Source organism: Parafrankia irregularis (assembly GCF_001536285.1).
Taxonomy (GTDB): Bacteria; Actinomycetota; Actinomycetes; order Frankiales; family Frankiaceae; genus Parafrankia; species Parafrankia irregularis.
The window spans coordinates 17560-36280 of sequence record NZ_FAOZ01000014.1; the positions used below are offsets into that span (position 1 = coordinate 17560).

Annotated in this window: 14 protein-coding genes; 10 read left to right on the top strand and 4 right to left on the bottom strand. The window is 70.9% G+C overall.

The window, feature by feature from the left end:
• Positions 1–71 precede the first annotated feature (71 nt).
• The 3 genes from AWX74_RS20845 to AWX74_RS20855 all read left to right on the top strand — a co-directional run bounded on the left by AWX74_RS20845 (position 72) and on the right by AWX74_RS20855 (position 4400).
• Entirely contained in the window at positions 72–1259 is a 1188-nt protein-coding gene (locus AWX74_RS20845) for a phosphatase PAP2 family protein (protein WP_091279539.1), read from the top strand.
• Between the two features lie 107 nt (positions 1260–1366).
• A complete protein-coding gene (locus tag AWX74_RS20850) occupies positions 1367–2557 on the top strand; it encodes a phosphotransferase family protein (RefSeq protein ID WP_226931168.1) in 1191 nt (396 codons plus the stop codon).
• A gap of 106 nt (positions 2558–2663) precedes the next feature.
• Positions 2664–4400, top strand: coding sequence for a C2 family cysteine protease (locus tag AWX74_RS20855; RefSeq protein ID WP_091279540.1), 1737 nt, complete (start codon positions 2664–2666; stop codon positions 4398–4400).
• A 13-nt stretch (positions 4401–4413) separates the two neighbouring features.
• Here the strand turns inward: AWX74_RS20855 and AWX74_RS20860 are convergent, their stop codons facing one another.
• Entirely contained in the window at positions 4414–5487 is a 1074-nt protein-coding gene (locus AWX74_RS20860; protein WP_091279543.1) for a universal stress protein, read from the bottom strand.
• Between the two features lie 1002 nt (positions 5488–6489).
• Between AWX74_RS20860 and AWX74_RS40105 the strand changes: the two genes are divergently transcribed.
• On the top strand, positions 6490–8673 hold the full coding sequence (locus AWX74_RS40105; protein WP_165615708.1) for a hypothetical protein: 2184 nt from the start codon (positions 6490–6492) through the stop codon (positions 8671–8673).
• Between the two features lie 130 nt (positions 8674–8803).
• Positions 8804–10555 (top strand): FAD-dependent oxidoreductase, encoded by a 1752-nt coding sequence (locus AWX74_RS20870; RefSeq protein ID WP_226931169.1) that lies wholly within the window; start codon positions 8804–8806, stop codon positions 10553–10555.
• Positions 10556–10619: 64 nt separating this feature from the next.
• On the opposite strand, the gene AWX74_RS20875 is transcribed toward AWX74_RS20870, so the two are convergent.
• On the bottom strand, positions 10620–11330 hold the full coding sequence (locus AWX74_RS20875) for a hypothetical protein (protein WP_091279548.1): 711 nt from the start codon (positions 11328–11330) through the stop codon (positions 10620–10622).
• A gap of 347 nt (positions 11331–11677) precedes the next feature.
• Between AWX74_RS20875 and AWX74_RS20880 the strand changes: the two genes are divergently transcribed.
• Entirely contained in the window at positions 11678–12205 is a 528-nt protein-coding gene (locus tag AWX74_RS20880) for a peptidylprolyl isomerase (RefSeq protein ID WP_091279551.1), read from the top strand.
• Between the two features lie 460 nt (positions 12206–12665).
• Positions 12666–13439, top strand: coding sequence for a rhomboid family intramembrane serine protease (locus AWX74_RS20885; protein ID WP_165615712.1), 774 nt, complete (start codon positions 12666–12668; stop codon positions 13437–13439).
• Positions 13440–13487: 48 nt separating this feature from the next.
• Here the strand turns inward: AWX74_RS20885 and AWX74_RS20890 are convergent, their stop codons facing one another.
• Entirely contained in the window at positions 13488–13934 is a 447-nt protein-coding gene (locus AWX74_RS20890) for a PH domain-containing protein (protein ID WP_091279554.1), read from the bottom strand.
• A 215-nt stretch (positions 13935–14149) separates the two neighbouring features.
• Between AWX74_RS20890 and AWX74_RS20895 the strand changes: the two genes are divergently transcribed.
• Positions 14150–16072, top strand: coding sequence for a glycoside hydrolase family 15 protein (locus AWX74_RS20895; protein WP_091279854.1), 1923 nt, complete (start codon positions 14150–14152; stop codon positions 16070–16072).
• A gap of 161 nt (positions 16073–16233) precedes the next feature.
• On the opposite strand, the gene AWX74_RS20900 is transcribed toward AWX74_RS20895, so the two are convergent.
• On the bottom strand, positions 16234–16500 hold the full coding sequence (locus AWX74_RS20900) for a cell division protein CrgA (RefSeq protein ID WP_006538545.1): 267 nt from the start codon (positions 16498–16500) through the stop codon (positions 16234–16236).
• Positions 16501–16834: 334 nt separating this feature from the next.
• Between AWX74_RS20900 and AWX74_RS20905 the strand changes: the two genes are divergently transcribed.
• Together AWX74_RS20905 and AWX74_RS20910 are read left to right on the top strand one after the other, a co-directional pair.
• Positions 16835–17872 carry a DUF881 domain-containing protein gene (locus AWX74_RS20905; protein WP_091279557.1) on the top strand — a complete coding sequence of 346 codons (1038 nt, stop codon included), beginning with the start codon at positions 16835–16837 and terminating at the stop codon, positions 17870–17872.
• 111 nt (positions 17873–17983) lie between these two features.
• A complete protein-coding gene (locus tag AWX74_RS20910) occupies positions 17984–18652 on the top strand; it encodes an aminodeoxychorismate/anthranilate synthase component II (protein ID WP_091279560.1) in 669 nt (222 codons plus the stop codon).
• The last annotated feature ends 69 nt before the right edge of the window (positions 18653–18721 follow it).

An 18721-nucleotide genomic window follows, 5' to 3' on the forward strand; every position in this document is an offset into this window, starting at 1 on the left:
ATCGGCCGGTAGGAACGGGAGGGTTAACAGGGCATGTCGTCGGGAGGGCGTGAGACGCGCCGGGAGGGCTCATGGTGAGCATTCCGATTCCTTCGCGTGACCAGGCACGGTCCGCGACCGGGCCGGTGGCGGTGCCGCCGCTGGCGGTGACCTGGCGGACGTCCTGGCTGCACGCCACCCGGCTGGGTCGGGCAACATCCTCGGCGCTGTTCTACAGCGGTCAGGTGCTGCTCATGGCCGCGTTGTTCATGGTCTACCGGCTCGGCCGCCAGCTCGCCGTCGGCCGGGAGCCGCAGGCGCTGGCCAACGCCCGGGACGTCTGGAGCTTTGAGCGGCTCATCGACCTTCCCGACGAATCCGCGCTGCAACGCCTCGCACTGCACTCGACGGAGTTGCTGGAGCTGGCGAACCGTTTCTACATCGGCGTGCACTTCCCGGCCTCCATCGCGTTCCTGCTGTGGGTCATGCTCCGGCATCGGGACGCGTGGCCGCGGGTGCGGATGGTCATCCTCGCCTCGACAGGCGCCGCGCTGGTGATCCACATGCTGTACCCGCTGGCGCCGCCGCGTTTCCTGCCGCAGGTGCTGCCGCACGTGTCGCTCGTCGACACCGGCGCGGTCTTCGGTCCGTCGCCCTACTCGGGCGGCGACAAGGTGGCGAACCAGTACGCCGCGATGCCGAGCCTGCACGTCGGCTGGTCGATCATCGTTGCGTGGGGGACGGTCACCATCCTGCGGGCCCGGGCGCGCTGGTTGATGATCCTGCATCCGGTACTGACCGTCATCGTTGTCGTGATCACGGCGAACCACTACTGGATGGACGGCGTCATCGGTGGTGGCCTGGTCGCGATCGCGGTCCTCATGACCAGGCCGGAAGTGCAGACCCGGCTGCGCTCCGTGTCCCGGACGGCCTGGGCCGGGGTACGGTCCGGCGCTCAGGTCCCGGTGGCGGTTCAGGTGCCGGTCGTGGCTCAGTCGCCGGCAGGGGCTCAGTCGCCGGCAGGGGCAGCACAGCTGCAGGTGGGGGCCCAGGCAGGGCCGGAGGGACAGCCTGACCGGAGTGCTGCGGCGGTGGCGACGGAAAGCCCACTTTCGGTTCCGGCCGCTCGGAACAAGCCTGGCGGAACCGAGGCGACGTCCATCGGCCTGCCCGATCAGCGAGCGCTCGTGGACGGCAGCCCGTCTGCCGACCTGAGCGGCCCGTCCCTCGACCTGGTGGAGCCGCCGGGCGCGGAGCCTGCCAGCGGGCTGGCTGGCTGACCATCCGCCCGCCGCACCCGACAATCGTCTGTCGTACAAGGGATTCTTGATTGTTCCCGGGGCCGTCCGGGCTCCCCGAACGGCAGCCTGAGCACTAGGCTCTACCGATGGCCGTGGATGATCTGGCGGGGTCACGCCCGGTGCGGGACGAGGACGCGCTCGACATACCCGCAGTGGACGACTGGTTGCGCCAGTACCTTCGGAAACAGACCGATCCAGTGACTTCGGGCGCCGCGACGCCGGCCGTCGTTGCAGAGGGCCTCGGCACACGGGCGGGCGATGCGGTCGCGAGCGAGGTCCAGACTGTTCCGCCTGCTGGCCGTCCCGAGGTCCGGCAGTTCTCGGGCGGCGCCTCCAACCTCACCTATCTGCTTCGCTACCAGGATCGGGATCTTGTTCTGCGTCGTCCGCCGCAGGGGCGGAAGGCGACCGGCGCGCACGACATGGCACGTGAGTTCCGGGTGCAGACCCGGCTGCGGCCGGCGTTCCGGTACGTGCCCCGTATGGTCGCCTTCTGTGATGACCCGACGGTGATCGGCTCGGACTTCTACGTCATGGAGAAGGTGCCCGGCGTCATCCCCCGATCGGAGTTCCCGCGCTCGCTCACGCTGGATCCTGTCCGGACCCGCCGGCTCGCCTTCAAGGTTGTGGATCTGCTGGTCGAGCTGCACGACATCGACCCGGCCGCCCACGGGCTCTCGGACCTCGGGCGTGGCGTCGGCTACGTGGACAGGCAGATCCGCGGATGGACGCGTCGCTACCGGGATGCGCGTACGCCGAACGTCCCGTCCTACGAGGCGATCATGAGCTGGCTCGCCGAGTACGCGCCGGAGGACGTCGCCTCCTGTCTGATTCACAACGACTTCCGGCTGGACAACGTGGTCTTCGATGTGTCCCATCCGACCGCAGACGGCCTACCGCGGATCAGCGGAGTGCTGGACTGGGAGATGGCGACGATCGGCGATCCACTGATGGATCTCGGGGGCGCGCTCGCCTACTGGGTCCAGGCGGACGACGACGAGATCTACCGCCTCACCCGGCGCCAGCCCAGCCACAGCCCCGGGATGCCCACCCGGGCCGAGATAGTCGAGTACTACGGGGCGCGCCGCGGCGTCGACATCGGCCGGTGGCCCTTCTACCAGGTGTTCGGGCTGTTCCGGCTGGCGGTGATCGCGCAACAGATCTACTTCCGCTACCACCACGGACAGACCACGAACCCGGCGTTCCGTGACTACTGGAAGATGGTCTGCCACCTGGAGACCCGCTGCCTCCAGGTGATGGCGGCAGCCGGACTCTGATCAGCATCGGCGGCTCCGGGCCGGCCCGGGACGGGGGCGGGCGATCCGGAACTCGTTGTTGTCTCTTGCTGAACGCCCCGTCACGGTGGGCTGATGACCATCTAGCGTGACGAACGTGGCTGCTGTCGGTGAGGGAGAATCTGCGTCGCGCCGCGGCCTCGCCGCTGCCCTGCGTCGCGCGGCAGCGGAGAGCCTCCTGCTGCTCGTGCCGGTGATCGCTCTCGACAACGACAGCACCTGGCGGTCGCCCTGGCAGCGGCGGTGCCACGCCCGCATCGGTGCCTGGTGGCTGGCACTGGTCATCGGTGCCCGCCGGGCCCGGGAGCGGGCCGACGCGCTGGATTCCCGCCCGGAGCCCTTTCCTGCTGGCATGGGGGAGCAGGCTTCCGGTGTGGCCGGTGCCGGTGTCGCCGCGGCTGGTGTGGCTGCAGCCGCCGGCCTGGGTGGCGGCCCGGGGGCGGCTGTCGCCGTTGATGACGCCGTCTGTTTCGAACCGGAGCGGCTCGCGGAGCTGGCTCGCCGATTACGGGTCGCCGAGCGTCAGGCGGCCCGTCTCGCCGGCGACGTGGGCCCGCTGGGTCGGGCCGCCGGAGCCTGCCAGGGCCTCGACCTGGTGCGTGCCGAGGCTGGGGTCATGGCTGCGGCGATCGACCGCCGACTCGCCGCCTCCGCTGCTGCGGAGGCCTCGTCGCCTGGCTGGGGTGGGGCTGGGAGCATCCTGGTCCGGCCGCATGCGCCGCCGGCCCGTCCGCGTGCCGAGAAAGCGAGTTCCGCCGTCGCCGAGCTGGTCACGGCCATCGGCACCAACCCGTTGGAACTGGGTGTTCGTGAGCTGCGGGCCATCGCCGAGCAGCTGGCACGGCTGGAGGCGGGCGTCGCGTCGCAGGTGATCAGCGGGTTGCGGGGGCGTCCGCTCCAGGTGCTGGCCACCGCAGTGGCCCTGGCGCCCGCCCGGCTCGATCTCGGCACGCTGAACCTCCTACCGGCAGTTGTCTCGATCGCTGACGTGATCCTTCGGGTCGCGCCGTCGTCGATGCTCGGCGAGATCGTGCAGCTGTTCCCGTGGCTCGACCCGCCCCCGGGTGCTGGCTACGGGCCTTGGCACCGGGCGGGGAGCTCGGCCCGCAGCGCCGCCGCCGGGCTCGTCCTCCACGACCACACCGGCGAGCCGGTCTGGGTCCGGGGCGCGACCCCGTCGGACGTCCGGCAGGGCCGAGTGGGTGACTGCTACCTGCTCGCCGCTCTCATCGGCATCGTTCGCGCGGATCCAGGGCTCCTGCGCCGCAATCTTCGCGAGAACCCGAACGGCACGGTCACCGTCACCTTTCCGGGCGGGGCGGGCTCAACCCCGGGCCCAATCGCGGTGACGATCACCAGGAGCCTGCCGGAGGAGGCGGAGACTCAGCGGGAGATCGGCGCGGGTGCGGAGAACGCCGACGGTGATCCGGAGCTGTGGGTCGCCCTGTACGAAAAGGCCTACGCGCGGCTGGCCGGAAGCTACGCGGGCACCGACGGCGGTGATCCGGCGGTCGCGATGCGACAGCTGACCGGAGTGGAGGCGGATCGGGTCGATCCGGACCAGATCTCGGTCGAGGGCATATCCGCGAGGCTTGCGGCAGGTGACGTGGTTACCTTGTCGACCCGCGCTCGTGCGACCGGCTCGTCGGGTCTTGTCCCTGGGCACGCCTACGCGATCCTCGCCTCGGACCCTCCCACGGGGCGGGTCCTCGTCCGGAGTCCGTGGGATCAGACCGCCTCCGACGACCGGCCGGTCTGGCGCCAGTGGGCGAGCCTGCGCCCGGACGTCCGAACAGTCCAGCTCGGCGCGACCGGCCGCGGGTAGGCCGGCGGGTAGGTCAGACGTCCCGGACGATGGCGACCGGCGCGGCCGAGTGCAGCATCGTCTGATGGCTGACCGAGCCCAGGAGGAGCTCGGCGAACCCGCCCTTGCCACGTGCCCCGACGACCAGCAGATCGGCGTCCCGGCTCGCATCAAGCAGGGCTCGAGTCGCGGAGGCTGCCACCAGCAGCTTGTGAACGTCGATCTCCCGTACCTTCCGCGTGTCCGTGGTCTCGCTGGTACCGAGGGCTGCCTCGATCGATTCGTCCAGTACATGCCGAGCCTGATCCTCGAGCGCCGGCAGGATCTCGGCCGAGCTCTCGGCGAACGGAAGCGGGATCGCCGCGAGCCAGGCGTGCACGACATGCAGCGGTGCGCCGCGCAGCGCTGCCTCGCTCGCCGCCCAACGCAGCGCCGCGAGTGAGTTCGGCGAGCCGTCGACCCCGACGACCACCGGGTGCACGGCGTCCGCCTCGGTCTCGGGTGCTGAGCCGGTTGGCGCTTGGCCGGCTGATCCGGTGGGCTCGCTGTCGGAGGAGTCTACGCGGCCCGCTTCGGCGTCATCCGACGGCCGGCGTGTGCGGGCGACGACGACAGGCACCGGTGAGTGCACGGCGACGGAGGCGCTCACCGACCCGATCCGGAGGCGATGAAGCAGTCCACGGCCTCGCGTACCGACGACGATCATCGCGGCGTCCCGGCCGGAGGTGAGCAGCGCCTCGGTGCCCGAAGCGTCGACGACCTCCTCGACGATGTCGAGTCCCGTCGGAATCGGCACGGCGTCGAGTTCCTCATGCAGGATCTGGCTGGCGGCCCAGGCCAGCGCCTCCTCGTCATGCGGACCGGCGACTGCCTCGGCAGAGCGGCGAACCGTGGGTGGCTGCTCCCCGGCGCATGACCCGAGAACCGCACGGATCCGCGCGCCCCGCCGGACGGCCTCGTCGATCGCCCACCGCAGCGCGGACTCGGATCCCGGTGAACCGTCGATCCCGACGACGATGTCGGTCTTGGCGGTACCGCTGGAAGCGCTGCTGCCACGGGTGGAGGCGACGCCGCCGACGCCACGGCTGCTTCGGATGTCGTCGGTCATGGAGCTCCCTCCCGCGATGGCATGACGGGGGCCGGCACACAGGGCTGACCCCGAGCCGGCACGGTCCCTGTGGCGGACCTACCCGGCCTGCCTGAGTGGAACCTACGGGCGATGCTGAGCTCTGGCCGCTCTGGCCGGTGGCTGTGGCCAGCGACGTCTCAGCCTGGGCGCAGCCACCGGGCCGAGTGTCAATCGGTTGTCGCTTTTGTGGTGAGTGGCGCCACGGGTGTATGTCGATGATTGCGTATTTAGATCTTCATCGTTGTGTTGCGTGTGTACTCTCGAGTGGCGATTTTCGGAGAAAATCGCCTCGGATCAGGCGTACCGCCGCCGGGCGTGTGCGGCCGTGCGCGCTCCGCTTTGTGATCTCTCTGTGTCCGCGCGCACTGCGCGTTCCGCACCGGTGTGCTGCGCGGGAGTCATCCGGGGTGCAGCTTTCCGGGCCATCCGCGTCCATTGGGATGCCGGCGGCTGTGTGCTCATTGTGTACTTCCAGTTGCCTTCTCAGGCTGCCGGCCCGGCTAATGGGCGCGCTGGGATCGTGGCTGGCCGTGAGTGTGATGAACAGACTGTGTTCCCCGTGTGGGCGGGGGGTGACTGCGGCCGGCGTGTCCCGTGGTGCGGCGGAGTAGCGTGCGGGTCCGGCCGAGGGCCCGCGTATCGTTGTCTCTTCCCTCGGGGCTGACTGAGAAGCCCCGGCTGGTTACGGATGACAATGCTGCATTCGACGAGACCCGCTCTCGGGTGATGGTGTTGCGTGCCCGGAGTCATACGCACGCGACAGTCAATTGCTCGAAAATTCGATCGGACAACGGTGAGACCTCAGAACAACGCGATCTAGCCGCCATGGAGGCCCTCCGCGACTGATAGCAAAGACCATCGAACGCGCCGACCGGCAGTCGTCGCTGCGTGACCACCCGGTCGCGGGCACGGGAGTTGACGGGGCTCAGTGCCCCGCGCACCAGGCGACCACAGGCCACCAGGAAGGAGGAAGGAGGAACCGTGGAATCCGACGCCACGACCCAGTTGCTCATTCCCGGCGCGCTAGTGATGGTCTGCACTCCCGACCGAGGAGTACCCGTCGCGGATGTGAAGGCCTGGCACGACGCTGTCATCCAGGCCAACTCGGGCGTGACACCGGCGATGCGGCTCGTCGCCACCTTGGTCGCCAACCTCGCCAGCCCGGCGGGTCCACCCGCGCCCAGCGGGTCCTACATCGCCTCGCCGGGCCTGCCGGACCTCTGCGGGATGACCAACTTCAGCCGCACCCACTCCCAGCGCCAGTTGTCGGCCCTGCGTGCCAAGGGCTGGCTGGTGACGATCATCCGTCCTGCGGCGGGCCGGCCGGCACGGTACCTGCTGAGCGTGCCCAGCACGGTCGCGCAGGCAGGGGAGATCGCCCTCGCCGGTCCGGCTGTCGGATCCGGTTCGGGTGCCGACCTCGGCGCGGCTGGCGAGCCCGGTCCGGCCGAGGGCGTCGCGGATCCCGGCCGGGCGGAGTCGGCCATGTCGTCGGGCCAGGCTGCGGCGTCGCCTCGGGCTTCGATCCAGGCTGCGCCGCCCCTGGAGGATGACTTCCCCACGGGCACGGCGGCCGAGCGGCCGGCGCTGCTACGGCGTCGCAAGCGTGCGACGTACAGTTCGGCTGGCCGTGGGGTCGTCCGGGTCCGTCGCAAGCCGCGAAACCTCGAGCCGGCGGCTGTGACGGACCCGCGTGCGGCGGCCATACAGTCGCCCGCCGCCGTGGGGCGCGGTGCTGCCGCTCCCACCGGTTCGGCGGCGGGGCCCGAGACCAACTACGACGAGCGCGCCGCCGCTGTCGGCGAGACCGCCTACGTGCCCTTCGGCTCGGCGGGCTCCACTGTGGTCCCGGCGCCGGGGAGCCAGCCCGGGCCCGCTGCGGCCGGGCACCTGCACGCGGTCTCCGGCTCGGCCGGCCTGGCCGGGTATGCGGCGTCGACCGGTGGTTCGCCAGTCGTGGGGGACACAACGCCGGCGGTCACGGCCGGCGGTTCGTCGGCCGGCGCGGTGACGTTCGGCGCGGGAGCAGACACCGAGCCACGAACCAATGCTGGTCCGCCCCTCGCCGGTCCGACGTCGCTGTTGGCCGACGTGCCGAGAGCGGCGGAGACCCGGCGAACCGAAGACGGTGACAGCGCAGCGCTGGTATCCGGCCCGGTAGCACTCGGGTCGTCGATCGAGTCGGGCGGGCAGCCGCCCGGGTCGGAAGGCCGGCTGGAGCTGGACCCCGAGCCGACTCCCGAGGAGCCGACTCCCGAGGAGCCGACTCCCGCGCCCGAGCCGAAGGCCGAGGCCGAGCGTGAGCCGGAGCCCGAACCGGATCCCGCCATGGAGGAGATCCGTACGGCCACCCGCCAGGTGATCGACATCCTCGCGAACATGCTGCGCTGCCCGGCAGAGGACTTCGCCGAGCTGCACAAGAAAGTGTTCGACGTGCTCTGCGAGAGCAACTGGGCGCCGGTCGAGTTGGCCACCCACCTGGTGAACTTCGTCGCCAACGGTGTCTGGGTGAACGACGGCGGGGTTGTGGACAACATTCGGTGGCGCATGGACCGCCTGCCGCTGGGCGTGACCGAATGCAGTTGCAAGTCGTGCCTCGGCTGGCGAGCCATGCCGGACCGGCCATCGAAGTCGAAGTCGGCGGCTCGGCCCGCGTCACGTTCCGCAGGTGCGTCCGCGGCGGGCGGAAGCGGAGGAAGTGGTACCGGCTCACCGCCTGGTCCGGTGCGAGCGGTCACGACCTCGGCGACCACCAGGCCGGCGGCGGCGTCCGCCGGCAGCCCGACCGGAGGCTCTCCCGGCTCCGCCGCACCGTCTCGTCGACCCTCGGCCCAAGGTGGCCAGGCGGGCACGCGCCGGACGGGTGCGCGGGGCTCGGGTGCCCCACCCGCGTCGACGGCGGCGAACTCCAGCGCCCCCGCGGATCCGCTTCCGTTACCGACGCCACAGGCGTTGCCGCCACCGCCAGATCTGGCGGCGATCGTGGCCGCGGCGGAGGCCGGGGCGCAGGAAGCGCTGGAAAAACAGCAGGCACAGGAGCAGCGCGAGAAGCAGGAGCAACAGCAGGCGCAGGAGAAGTGGGAGGTAGAGGAGCGGCAGGAACAACCGATGCTCGATCCTGAGTCGGCGATGGAGCCGCTGGAGGACCCCGCTCAGGAACCCTGAGCGGATGGCTGTCGAGGCCGGCGGTCCCCGTGACGTCGCGCAGCTGAGGGCGCCGCGGCGCTGAGGGCGGCGCGGGCATCCTCGGCGGGTTCCCAGCGACGTTCAGCACTCCGGCGGCATGATGGGGCACATGGGCGGTGACGGGACCGAACGTGCAGGGGCGGCCGTCGAGGGGCCGGGCGGCGTCGCGGGATCGGCTGACTGCGATGTCCTGGTGATCGGAAGCGGCTTCGGGGGCAGCGTCGCCGCGCTTCGGCTCGCGGAAAAGGGCTACCAGGTCACCGTGGTCGAGGCCGGTCAGCGGTTCAGCCCCACGACCCTGCCGAAGACGAGTTGGGACCTCCGCAGCTACCTGTGGATGCCCCGGCTCGGATGCCGCGGCATCCAGAGGATCACACTGCTCGGCAAGGTGCTGGTGCTGTCCGGGGCGGCTGTCGGCGGCGGTTCCGTTGTCTACGCGAACACGCTCTACCGCCCGCTGGAGGCCTTCTACCGCGATCCACAGTGGGCCGACGTCACTGACTGGCGGTCAGAGCTCGCGCCGTACTACGACCAGGCCGAGCGGATGCTCGGTGCCACCCGGAACCCGTCGACGACCCTGGCGGACGAGGTGTTCCGGGCGGTCGCGGGTGATCTGGGCGTCGCGGACACCTTCCGTCTGACCGACGTCGGTGTGTTCTTCGGGCGAGATGGCCGGCGTGAGCCGGGGGTGACAGTCCCCGATCCCTACTTCGGTGGCGCCGGGCCGAGCCGCACAGGCTGCGTCGAGTGCGGCGAGTGCATGACCGGGTGCCGCCGCGGCGCCAAGAACACCTTGGACCACAACTACCTGTACCTCGCCGAGCGTCTCGGCGCTCGGATCGTGCCCGACACGACCGTGCGCGCCGTTTGTCCGGACGGCCACGGTGGCTACGAGATCGAGGCCGTGCGCACCGGCGGCGGTCGTCGCCGGGACGACATCCGCCGCTTCAGAGCTCGGCAGGTGGTGTTCGCCGCCGGCGCCCTGGGCACCCAACGGCTGTTGCTGGCCATGCGGGACGAGGGGCAACTGCCTGCGCTCTCCGCGCGGTTGGGCTATCTGACCAGGACGAACTCCGAGGCCATCCTGGGCGCGAGCAAGATGCGGCCGGACAGCCGGATTCCCCGCGGTGTCGCGATCACCTCGTCCTTCTATCCCAACGATCACACCCATGTGGAGCCGGTGCGCTACGGCCGGGGCAGCAACCTCATGGCGCTGCTGTCCACTGCCATGACCGACGGCGGTGGGCGGACGCCCCGCTGGGTGAAGTTCCTGCTGACCGTGGCTCGCCGCCCCCAGCGGCTTCTGCTCACCCTGCCCTGGCGCTGGTCGGAGCGAACCATGATCGCTCTTGTCATGCAGTCACGGGACAACTCGTTGACGGTCCGCCGGCGCCGTGGTCCGTTCGGGATCTCATGGCTTACCAGCCGGCCGGGGCACGGCGAGCCGAGCCCGACCTGGATTCCGGAGGGCAACCGCGCCACCCGGCTGGTCGCCGAGCGGATGGGCGGCCAGCCCGGCACCGCGATCACCGAACTCGCGGACATCCCCATCACCGCGCACATTCTCGGTGGCGCGGTACTTTCCACCGATCCCTCACGTGGCGTGGTCGATCCATACCACCGAGTGTTCGGCTATCCGGGCCTGCACGTGGTGGACGGTGCCGCGGTGCCGGCAAACCTGGGGGTCAACCCGTCCCTGACCATCACGGCCATGGCCGAGCGGGCCATGGCCTGCTGGCCGAACCGGGGCGAACCCGACCCGCGCCCGGAGCTGGGCGCACCATATCGGCGGATCGCCCCGGTCGCACCGGCCAACCCGGCTGTCCCGGCGGGCGCGCCAGGACGCTACGACGTCGGGTGATCAGTGAGCCTTTTCCATCGTCGGCTCAGACCTGCGGCTTCTGTGCCGTGGAGAGGGAAAAGGCTCAGATGCGGCGGCCGGCTTCGGTCATCGCGTCCACACCTGGCATCTCCTCCAGCCCGGAGGTCGCCTCGGGCCCGACCCCGTCCGTGATGTTGCTGCGCACCGGCGGAACGGGCTCGGCGGTGATCGTCGCCTCGTCGCCGGACGAAAGGTAGCGGCGCGCCGCGACAGCGGCGACCGCACCCCCGGCGAGCAGGAACAGGGCGACGAACTCGCGCCGCCGCCGCCGGTGCACCCGCGCGAGCCGTGCCTCCGCCTTCTCCAGCCGCTTCTCGAGCAGCTCCTGCGCACGGTCGGCCCGCTCGCGGGCCTTCGACTCCGAGCGGATCGCGCGGCGTGAGCGCGACTTCTCGAGCCGCAGCTCGGTGGCCATCCGGGCGCGCTCCGCGGAGATCTCCGCGCTGGTGCGTGCCTTCTCGATGCGCCGCGAGGTCCGCCCCGAGACGTCCGAGGCCTTGCCGGCCGCGAGCCCCGCCGCCTTGCTGGCCGCCGCGCCGCCGGTGGCGGAGACGTCGGTGACCCGGTGCGCGAGGGTGCTGCCCACACCGCGAGTCGCCTGCGCCGCGGAACCGGCTGTGCTGCCTGCCTTGAAAGCGGCCTTCGTCGCGGCGACACCGGCGCGGTCGGCCACGGTGCGCGCGGCGCCCGGGAGCCCGCTCGCCGGCGCACTGTCCGTCACGTGCGCCAGTCTGTCCTTGAGTGTTGTGCTCATGGGTTCCCTTCCGCTGACTGCGTCGTCTGACTGCGTCGTCGGGTGTCGCGATCGGAGGTGAGGGCGTGCGCGTGATGGGAGCCCCACCGGTGAAGCGCTCCGTCAAGATCTGTGCAGTCTCCCGTACCCCGTGCGCCGGCTCTTACAACCGCGGCGGCCCACAGTGCCGTGTCACCTACGCTTGCGACACATGCCCGGTGCTGTCCCCGGCGGACCCGTCGGGCGGGATGGTGCCTCCCTGCCCGGAGCTGGCACGCCACGTGACCGATGCGGCTCGGTGGGGCGGCATACGATCGGGCGAGACAAGCGGTACGTGATGAAAGACGAAGACGGAGAGAAGGCAGGCCATGGCCGAGGAGCTGTACGCGACGCTGCGCACGACTCAGGGCGACATCGAGATCAGGTTGTTCCCCGATCACGCGCCGAAGACGGTCAAGAACTTCGTCGGGCTCGCCACCGGAAGCCGGGAGTGGACCGACCCGAACACCGGTGAGAAGAAGAACGGAGTTCCGCTGTACAGCGGGACCATCTTCCACCGCGTGATCCCGAACTTCATGATCCAGGGCGGGGACCCGCTGGGCAGCGGCCGCGGCGGCCCCGGCTACAAGTTCGCGGACGAATTCCACCCCGACCTGCAGTTCAACAAGCCCTACCTGCTCGCGATGGCGAACGCCGGGCCCGGCACCAACGGCTCCCAGTTCTTCATCACGACGGTCGCCACCGACTGGCTGAACCGCAAGCACACGATCTTCGGCGAGGTCACCCGGGGCACCGAGGTCGTCGACGCGATCGGCAAGGTGGAGACGGGCGCGCAGGACCGTCCGAAGACGGACGTCGTGATCCAGGAGATCGTCATCGACCGTCGGCCCGTCTGAGAGTCGGGCCGTGACCGAACCGTCGGCGGGTGACGGCGGCCGTGCCCCGGCTGGCCCGCGGGATGTGACGCCGTCGCCGCCCGGCGGTGGCGGTGTCGAGTCGGGCCCGGTCACGGCGGGATCCTCCGGGGAGGTCTCGCCCGGCGCTGTTCCCGCGCCTGATCAGCCGGGTCGGTGGGGTGGGCCGATCACGCCCGGGGGCGCCGTTCTGCCTGGCCAGCCGACTCCCCCGAACGAGTCCGGTCAGTCCGGTCAGCCTGGGCCCTGGGGCCAGCCCGGCCCCGCGGGCCAACCTGGTCAGCCCAGCTCCTGGAGCCAGCCCGGTCAGCCCGGTCAGCCAGGTCAGCCAGGTCAGGCTGGTCAGCCCGGCTCCTTGGAGCAGCCGCACTGCTACCGGCATCCGGAGCGCGAGACGTACGTCTCCTGCCAGCGATGCGGGCGACCGATCTGCCCGGACTGCATGCGGCCGGCGGCCGTCGGCTTTCACTGCCCGGAGGAATCCGGCGGCTCCGGGCGCGCTGGCACGGCTCGGTCCGGCAGCCGGAGCAGGCCGGGCTTCGGGAGCCGGGTCGGGCGTGGCCGGCAGGGGCTGGTCACCCAGGTGCTCATGGGCCTGTGCGCGGTCGCCTACGTCCTGCAGGGCCTGCCCGGGCTCGACCGGAGCGGGAACAACCTCAACCAGTTCAGCCAGGACTTCCTGCTCAGCGGCGTCGACATCGCCTTCGACGACCAGTACTACCGGATTGTCACGGCCGCCTTCCTGCACGGGAACTTCCTGCACATCCTGGTGAACCTGTACGCGCTGTTCATCATGGGTCACCAGCTGGAGGCGGTCGTCGGGCGACTTCGGCTGATCGGGCTGTTTCTCGCCGGCGCGGTCGGGGGAAACGTCCTGAGCTATGTCGTGAACGGCCTGGAGACGAGCTCGCTCGGCGCATCGACCGCGATCTTCGGTTTCTTCGGCGCGTTCTATGTGATCGCCCGCCGGATGCGGGCCGACACCACCCAGATCCTGATCCTTATCGTGCTGAACTTCGCGATCACGTTCTCGCTCAGCAGCATCGACCGCTGGGGCCACATCGGTGGGCTGGTGGCCGGGACCATCGTCGGCGCGATCTACGCCTACATGCCAGCGCGCCGCGGGGGTGCCCAGGCGGCCGCGGTGCTGACACTCATCGGTGTTCTCTTCGCGGCGGCGGTCGTGAAGACGTCCTCGCTGGGGCTGCCGGTCTAGGGCACTCGCCGCGTGCGCCCGGGACGCTCGCCGCGTGCGCGGTGGAGGTCAGCCGAGGCGCGCGCGGTGCTCCTCGATGATGGTCGCGATCGGCGCGGGGTCCGTGCCGAGCTGGCGGCGGCTGAGGAACACCGGGCCGTCAAGCGTCTCGATCTCCAGCGTGCGCACGTGCACGAGGCGCCGGCCGTGACTCAGGGCCGACGCGTGCACACCGATGATCGCCGCCCAGGGCAGGTGCCGCCGGCGTAGCCCGTCCACGAGGTCGAGGCCGCCGGATGTCAGCCGCAGCGCCGGCCGCGCCACCGCGTCGCGCACGGCCAGGCCCACCAGGCCCAGGCCCACCAGGCCGACGAGCAGGCGCCCCGCGTTGTCCAGCGACGCGACCCGCCAGGCGAGGTCGGCCACCGCCGCCACGACAAGCAGCACGAGGCCTCCCACGGCGTACCCGGCGCAGCGCAGCAGCGGAGGGGACCAGGACAGCTCGGCCGGCGTCATCGATCGCTCCCTTCGCCGGTGCCCTTCGCCCGGGTGCCCTTCGCTCAGTGCCCTTCGCTCAGGATGCCCGGTGACGGTGTCAGTTTGCCGACGTCCCGGCACGTGCGCTTGCGCCGCATGACGCCGTGATTACCATTCGCGTTCTTAGCCTTACTGAAAGTTGCGGCCGTTTTGTGGCGGTCGTTCCGGGTGTCCGGACCGGTGAAGGGGGAACGGTGGCGAAGATACCGATGCGACGAGGTGGGGGCAGTCCCTTCCCGCCGATCGCCGAGTACGGGTTCCTCTCCGACTGCGAGTCGAACTGCCTGGTAGCCCCGAGCGGCAACGTCGAGTGGATGTGCGTGCCCAGACCGGACGCGCCGAGCATGTTCGGTGCCGTGCTGGACCGTGCCGCGGGCGGTTTTCGCTTCGGTCCGGATCGGACGTTCATCCCGGCCGGGCGGCGGTACCTGCCGGGCACCAACGTCCTGGAGACCACATGGCAGACACCGACCGGCTGGCTCATCGTCACGGACTGCCTGGTGGTCGATCGGTGGCATCGAACCCACCGGCGCTCCAAGACGCACCGCCGCACACCGGGTGACTGGGACGCCGCCCACGTCCTGCTGCGGCTGGCCCGCTGCGAGCACGGGGAGGTCGATCTGAGCCTCGTCTGCGAACCCAACTTCGACTACGGCAGAAGCCCCGAATCATGGCGCTACGAAGGAAATGACTACTCCACAGGGGTCATCTCCCACGCCGGTTCGGACCCCGGTCCGTCCTCGCTGCTCTCCCTGCGGCTGCGCACCGACCTGCGGCTGGGCTTCGACGGCCGGCGGGCCCTGGCCAGGACGACCCTGCGGGAGGGGGACACCGCCTTCGTCGCGCTGACCTGGCGCGCGGAGGACCCGATGCTGCCCGACAGCTACCAGCAGGCCTGCGCGGCCGTCGAGCGCACCACCGAGTTCTGGCGGCAGTGGCTCTCGCGCGGGACGTTCCCGGATCACCCGTGGCGCCAGCACCTGCAGCGCAGCGCCCTGGCGCTCAAGGGCCTCACCTACGCCCCCACCGGCGCGCTGCTCGCCGCCGCGACGACGTCGCTGCCGGAGACCCCGCAGGGAGAACGGAACTGGGACTACCGGTACAGCTGGATCCGGGACTCGACGTTCGCGCTGTGGGGTCTCTACACCCTCGGGCTCGACTCCGAGGCCAACGACTTCTTCTCCTTCATCGCGGACGTCGCCGAGAACGCCGACGACATCCAGGTGATGTACCGGGTGGGTGGGGAGCCCCGGATCGACGAGGAGATCCTCGGACATCTGTCCGGGTATGACGGTGCCACGCCCGTCCGGATCGGCAACGAGGCGGCGAAGCAGCGCCAGCACGACGTGTGGGGCGTCATCCTCGATTCGGTCTACCTGCACACCCGCTCGCGGGACTACCTGTCGGAGCGGCTGTGGCCGGTGCTCGTCCGGCTGGTCGAGGCTGCCGCGGAGCACTGGCGGGAGCCCGATCGGGGCATGTGGGAGGTCCGCGGCAAACCGCAGCACTTCACCGTGTCCAAGATGCTGTGCTGGGTGGCGTTGGACCGTGGACGGCGCCTCGCCCAGATGCGCGGCGACTACGCCACCGCCGAGCGCTGGAGCGAGATCGCCGCGGAGATCCACGCGGACGTGCTGGCCAAGGGCGTCGACGACCGCGGCGTGTTCACCCAGTACTACGGTTCGGCCGCGCTGGACGCCTCCGTGCTGCTGATGCCCCTGCTGGGCTTCCTGCCGCCGACGGACGACCGGGTCAAGGCGACCGTGCTCGCCATCGCGGACGAGCTGACCGTCGACGGCCTGGTGCTGCGCTACCGGACGGACCAGACCGACGACGGCGTCGCAGGCGAGGAAGGCGCGTTCCTCATCTGCTCGTTCTGGCTGGTCTCGGCCCTGGTGGAGATCGGCGAGGTGACCCGGGCCCGCCAGCTCTGCGAACGGCTGCTGAGCCTGGCGAGCCCGCTGGATCTCTACGCCGAGGAGATCGACCCGGCCGACGGCCGGCACCTGGGAAACTTCCCGCAGGCCTTCACCCATCTGGCGTTGATCAACGCTGTCATGTATGTGATCAGGGCGGAGGACGGCGATTCGTACACACGGCCGTCCTCCGCCGGATGACCATCAGCCGGTCCGGACGCAGCGGGTCCGGGCGCCGGAAGGGGCTGGCACATCGGGCATAAGAGCTCGAGGCACTGGATATCCACATTGTGGACAACGGTTGTGGACGAACAACACGCGTGGAAGTCACACCGTTGGCACAGTGGGCAGTCGTCGGGTGGTCAACGCCACTGGGTCGACACGGCGAGGCCGATGACCACGAACCCGAACCCGATGAGGATGTTCCAGCCGCCGAGGCTCTCCATCCCCAGCACGCCGCCGTTGGAGAAGTAGTAGACGAGCAGGTAGGCGATCCCGATCAGGAAGAACGCCAGAATCATCGCGCCGAACCAGGGCGGCGACGGCGGCTTGCGCTTGGGCGCGCGCGTACTGCCCCCGGGGGCAGTCGCCGTCGACTTCTTCGGCTTCCGGGATCGGGATTCGGGCACTGCGAGCTCCTCGTGACCAGGTTCACACGGCGCGCCGACCGGGTCGCTTGGTCGACGTCATCTCCGAAGTTCGTCACCAGGGTAGACAGGGTGACCGTGCGGAAGCTGTGGGCACGGCCGACATGTCTGCGCCAGATGTCATGATGCCGCCGCCGTAGCCCGGCAGGCCCTGGCACCGCAGCATCCAGCGCCATGCCCGGCGTGGTCCTGTCGGTGTGCGAGGTGTGGCACGCGGCGTAACCTGCGGCGGGGAATCGTGGTGGTTGACGTCCTGCCAGCTGCGGCCGGTTCCCGGGCTGCGCCACACAGAAAGGCCCGAAACGCGACGGACGACATGACAGGCGGCGCGGACGAGAGCGGCGGCGCGGACGAGAGCGGCGGCGCGGACGAGAGCGGCGGCGCGGACGAGAGCAGTAACCCCTGGGAGGCCAGCAGCTCGGGCGAGAGTGACAGCTCGGGCGAGCGCGGCGACCCGGGCGAACGCGGCGACCCGGATGAGAGCGGCGGCCGGGCTGAGAGTGGCAGCGCAGGCCAGCGCGGTGGGGACGCGCGCGCCGCGACCGGGTGGCGGGTCCTGGCGGCGGCGCTGGTCGCCGTCGTGGTCGCCGTCGTGGTCGCGGAGGCGGTCAGCGCGCCCCGGAGCGGCCGGGCCGGGGGAACGGGTGTGCTGAGCGCCGCTGGCTTCGTGGCGGCGGAGCGCCGTCGCCTCGACGAGGAGTCCGAACGGGTCCGGGCCGACCGGGAGGCGCTGGAGCCCGCGCCAGGGTCGCTAGCGTCGGCGCCGTCCGAGCCGGCACCGACGCGGTCCCCGGCGCCGGTCGGGGGTCAGCCGGAGCCCTCCGTCACCGCCCCTGTTCCCGTCCCCGGTACCGCCCCGGCCGCGCCGGTGGACCCGCTGTTTCGGCGCGCGGATCTCGCGGCGCAGGTCGGTCTCACGGCGGTGCGTGGGCCGGCGGTGACTGTGGAGCTGGACGACGCGCCGCGGGAGAGCCGAGGCGGGCCCCTGCCCGCCGGTGTTCCCTCTCCCGGCCCGAATGATCTCGTCGTACATCAGCAGGACGTCCAGGCCGTGGTGAACGCGCTGTGGTCGGGCGGTGCGGAGGCGATGGCCATCATGGGCCAGCGGGTGACCCCCCGGACGGCGGTGCGCTGCGTGGGGAACACCCTCCTGCTGGAGGACCAGGTCTACTCACCCCCGTTCCGCATCAGCGCGATCGGTGATCCGCGCGCCCTGCGGAACGTGCTGGACACGGATCCGGGGGTGGCGCTCTACCGGGACTACGTAGCTGCCTACGGCCTGGGCTACCGCGTCACCTCCGAGGCGGATCTGGTGCTTCCGGCGTACACCGGCGGATCACTGACCGGACCCTGAGCCGCCGGCGTGGGCTGGACGCGCCGAGCGTGCGGCAGGATGGATCCAGCACCTGCCGGCTGGCGGCGCGGTGCGGTGTCTTTGCGCGGTGCGGTGCCTGTAGGAGGTCCGATGCGGATCCTGGTCGTCGACAACTACGACTCGTTCGTGTTCAACCTGGTCCAGTACCTGGGCCAGCTGGAGACGGAGTGCGTGGTGCGCCGCAACGACGAGATCGACCCGGCCGCCCTCGACGGGCTGGACGGCCTCGACGGGCTCGGCGTCGACGGCGTGCTCCTCTCCCCGGGCCCGGGGACTCCCGAGGCGGCCGGGGTCAGCATCCCGATGGTGCACGCCTGTGCCGAGCGTCGCCTTCCGCTGCTCGGCGTCTGCCTGGGGCATCAGGCGCTCGGGGTGGCCTACGGCGCCACGGTCGACCGGGCGCCGGAGCTGCTGCACGGCAAGACCTCGGTGGTGCACCACGAGCAGGTCGGTGTGCTGGCGGACCTGCCCTCGCCGTTCACCGCGACGCGCTACCACTCGCTGGCGGTGGAGGAGCACACCCTGCCCGCGCAGATCCAGGTGACGGCGCGCACCGAAAGCGGTGTGGTCATGGCCATGCGGCACCGCGAGCTGCCGCTGGAAGGCGTCCAGTTCCATCCCGAGTCGGTGCTGACCCAGGGCGGGCACCTCATGCTCGCCCGCTGGCTGGAGACCTGCGGTGACGGCGGCGCGGCCCGGCGGATCGCCCCCGCCCTGTCTGCGGAGGTCGAGACGCTGCGCCTGGCCGCCTTCGCCTGAGAACGGCCGAGCCGGCGGCATGGCCGCCGGCTCGGATCAGGTCAGACATCGGATCAGGTCAGACGGTTG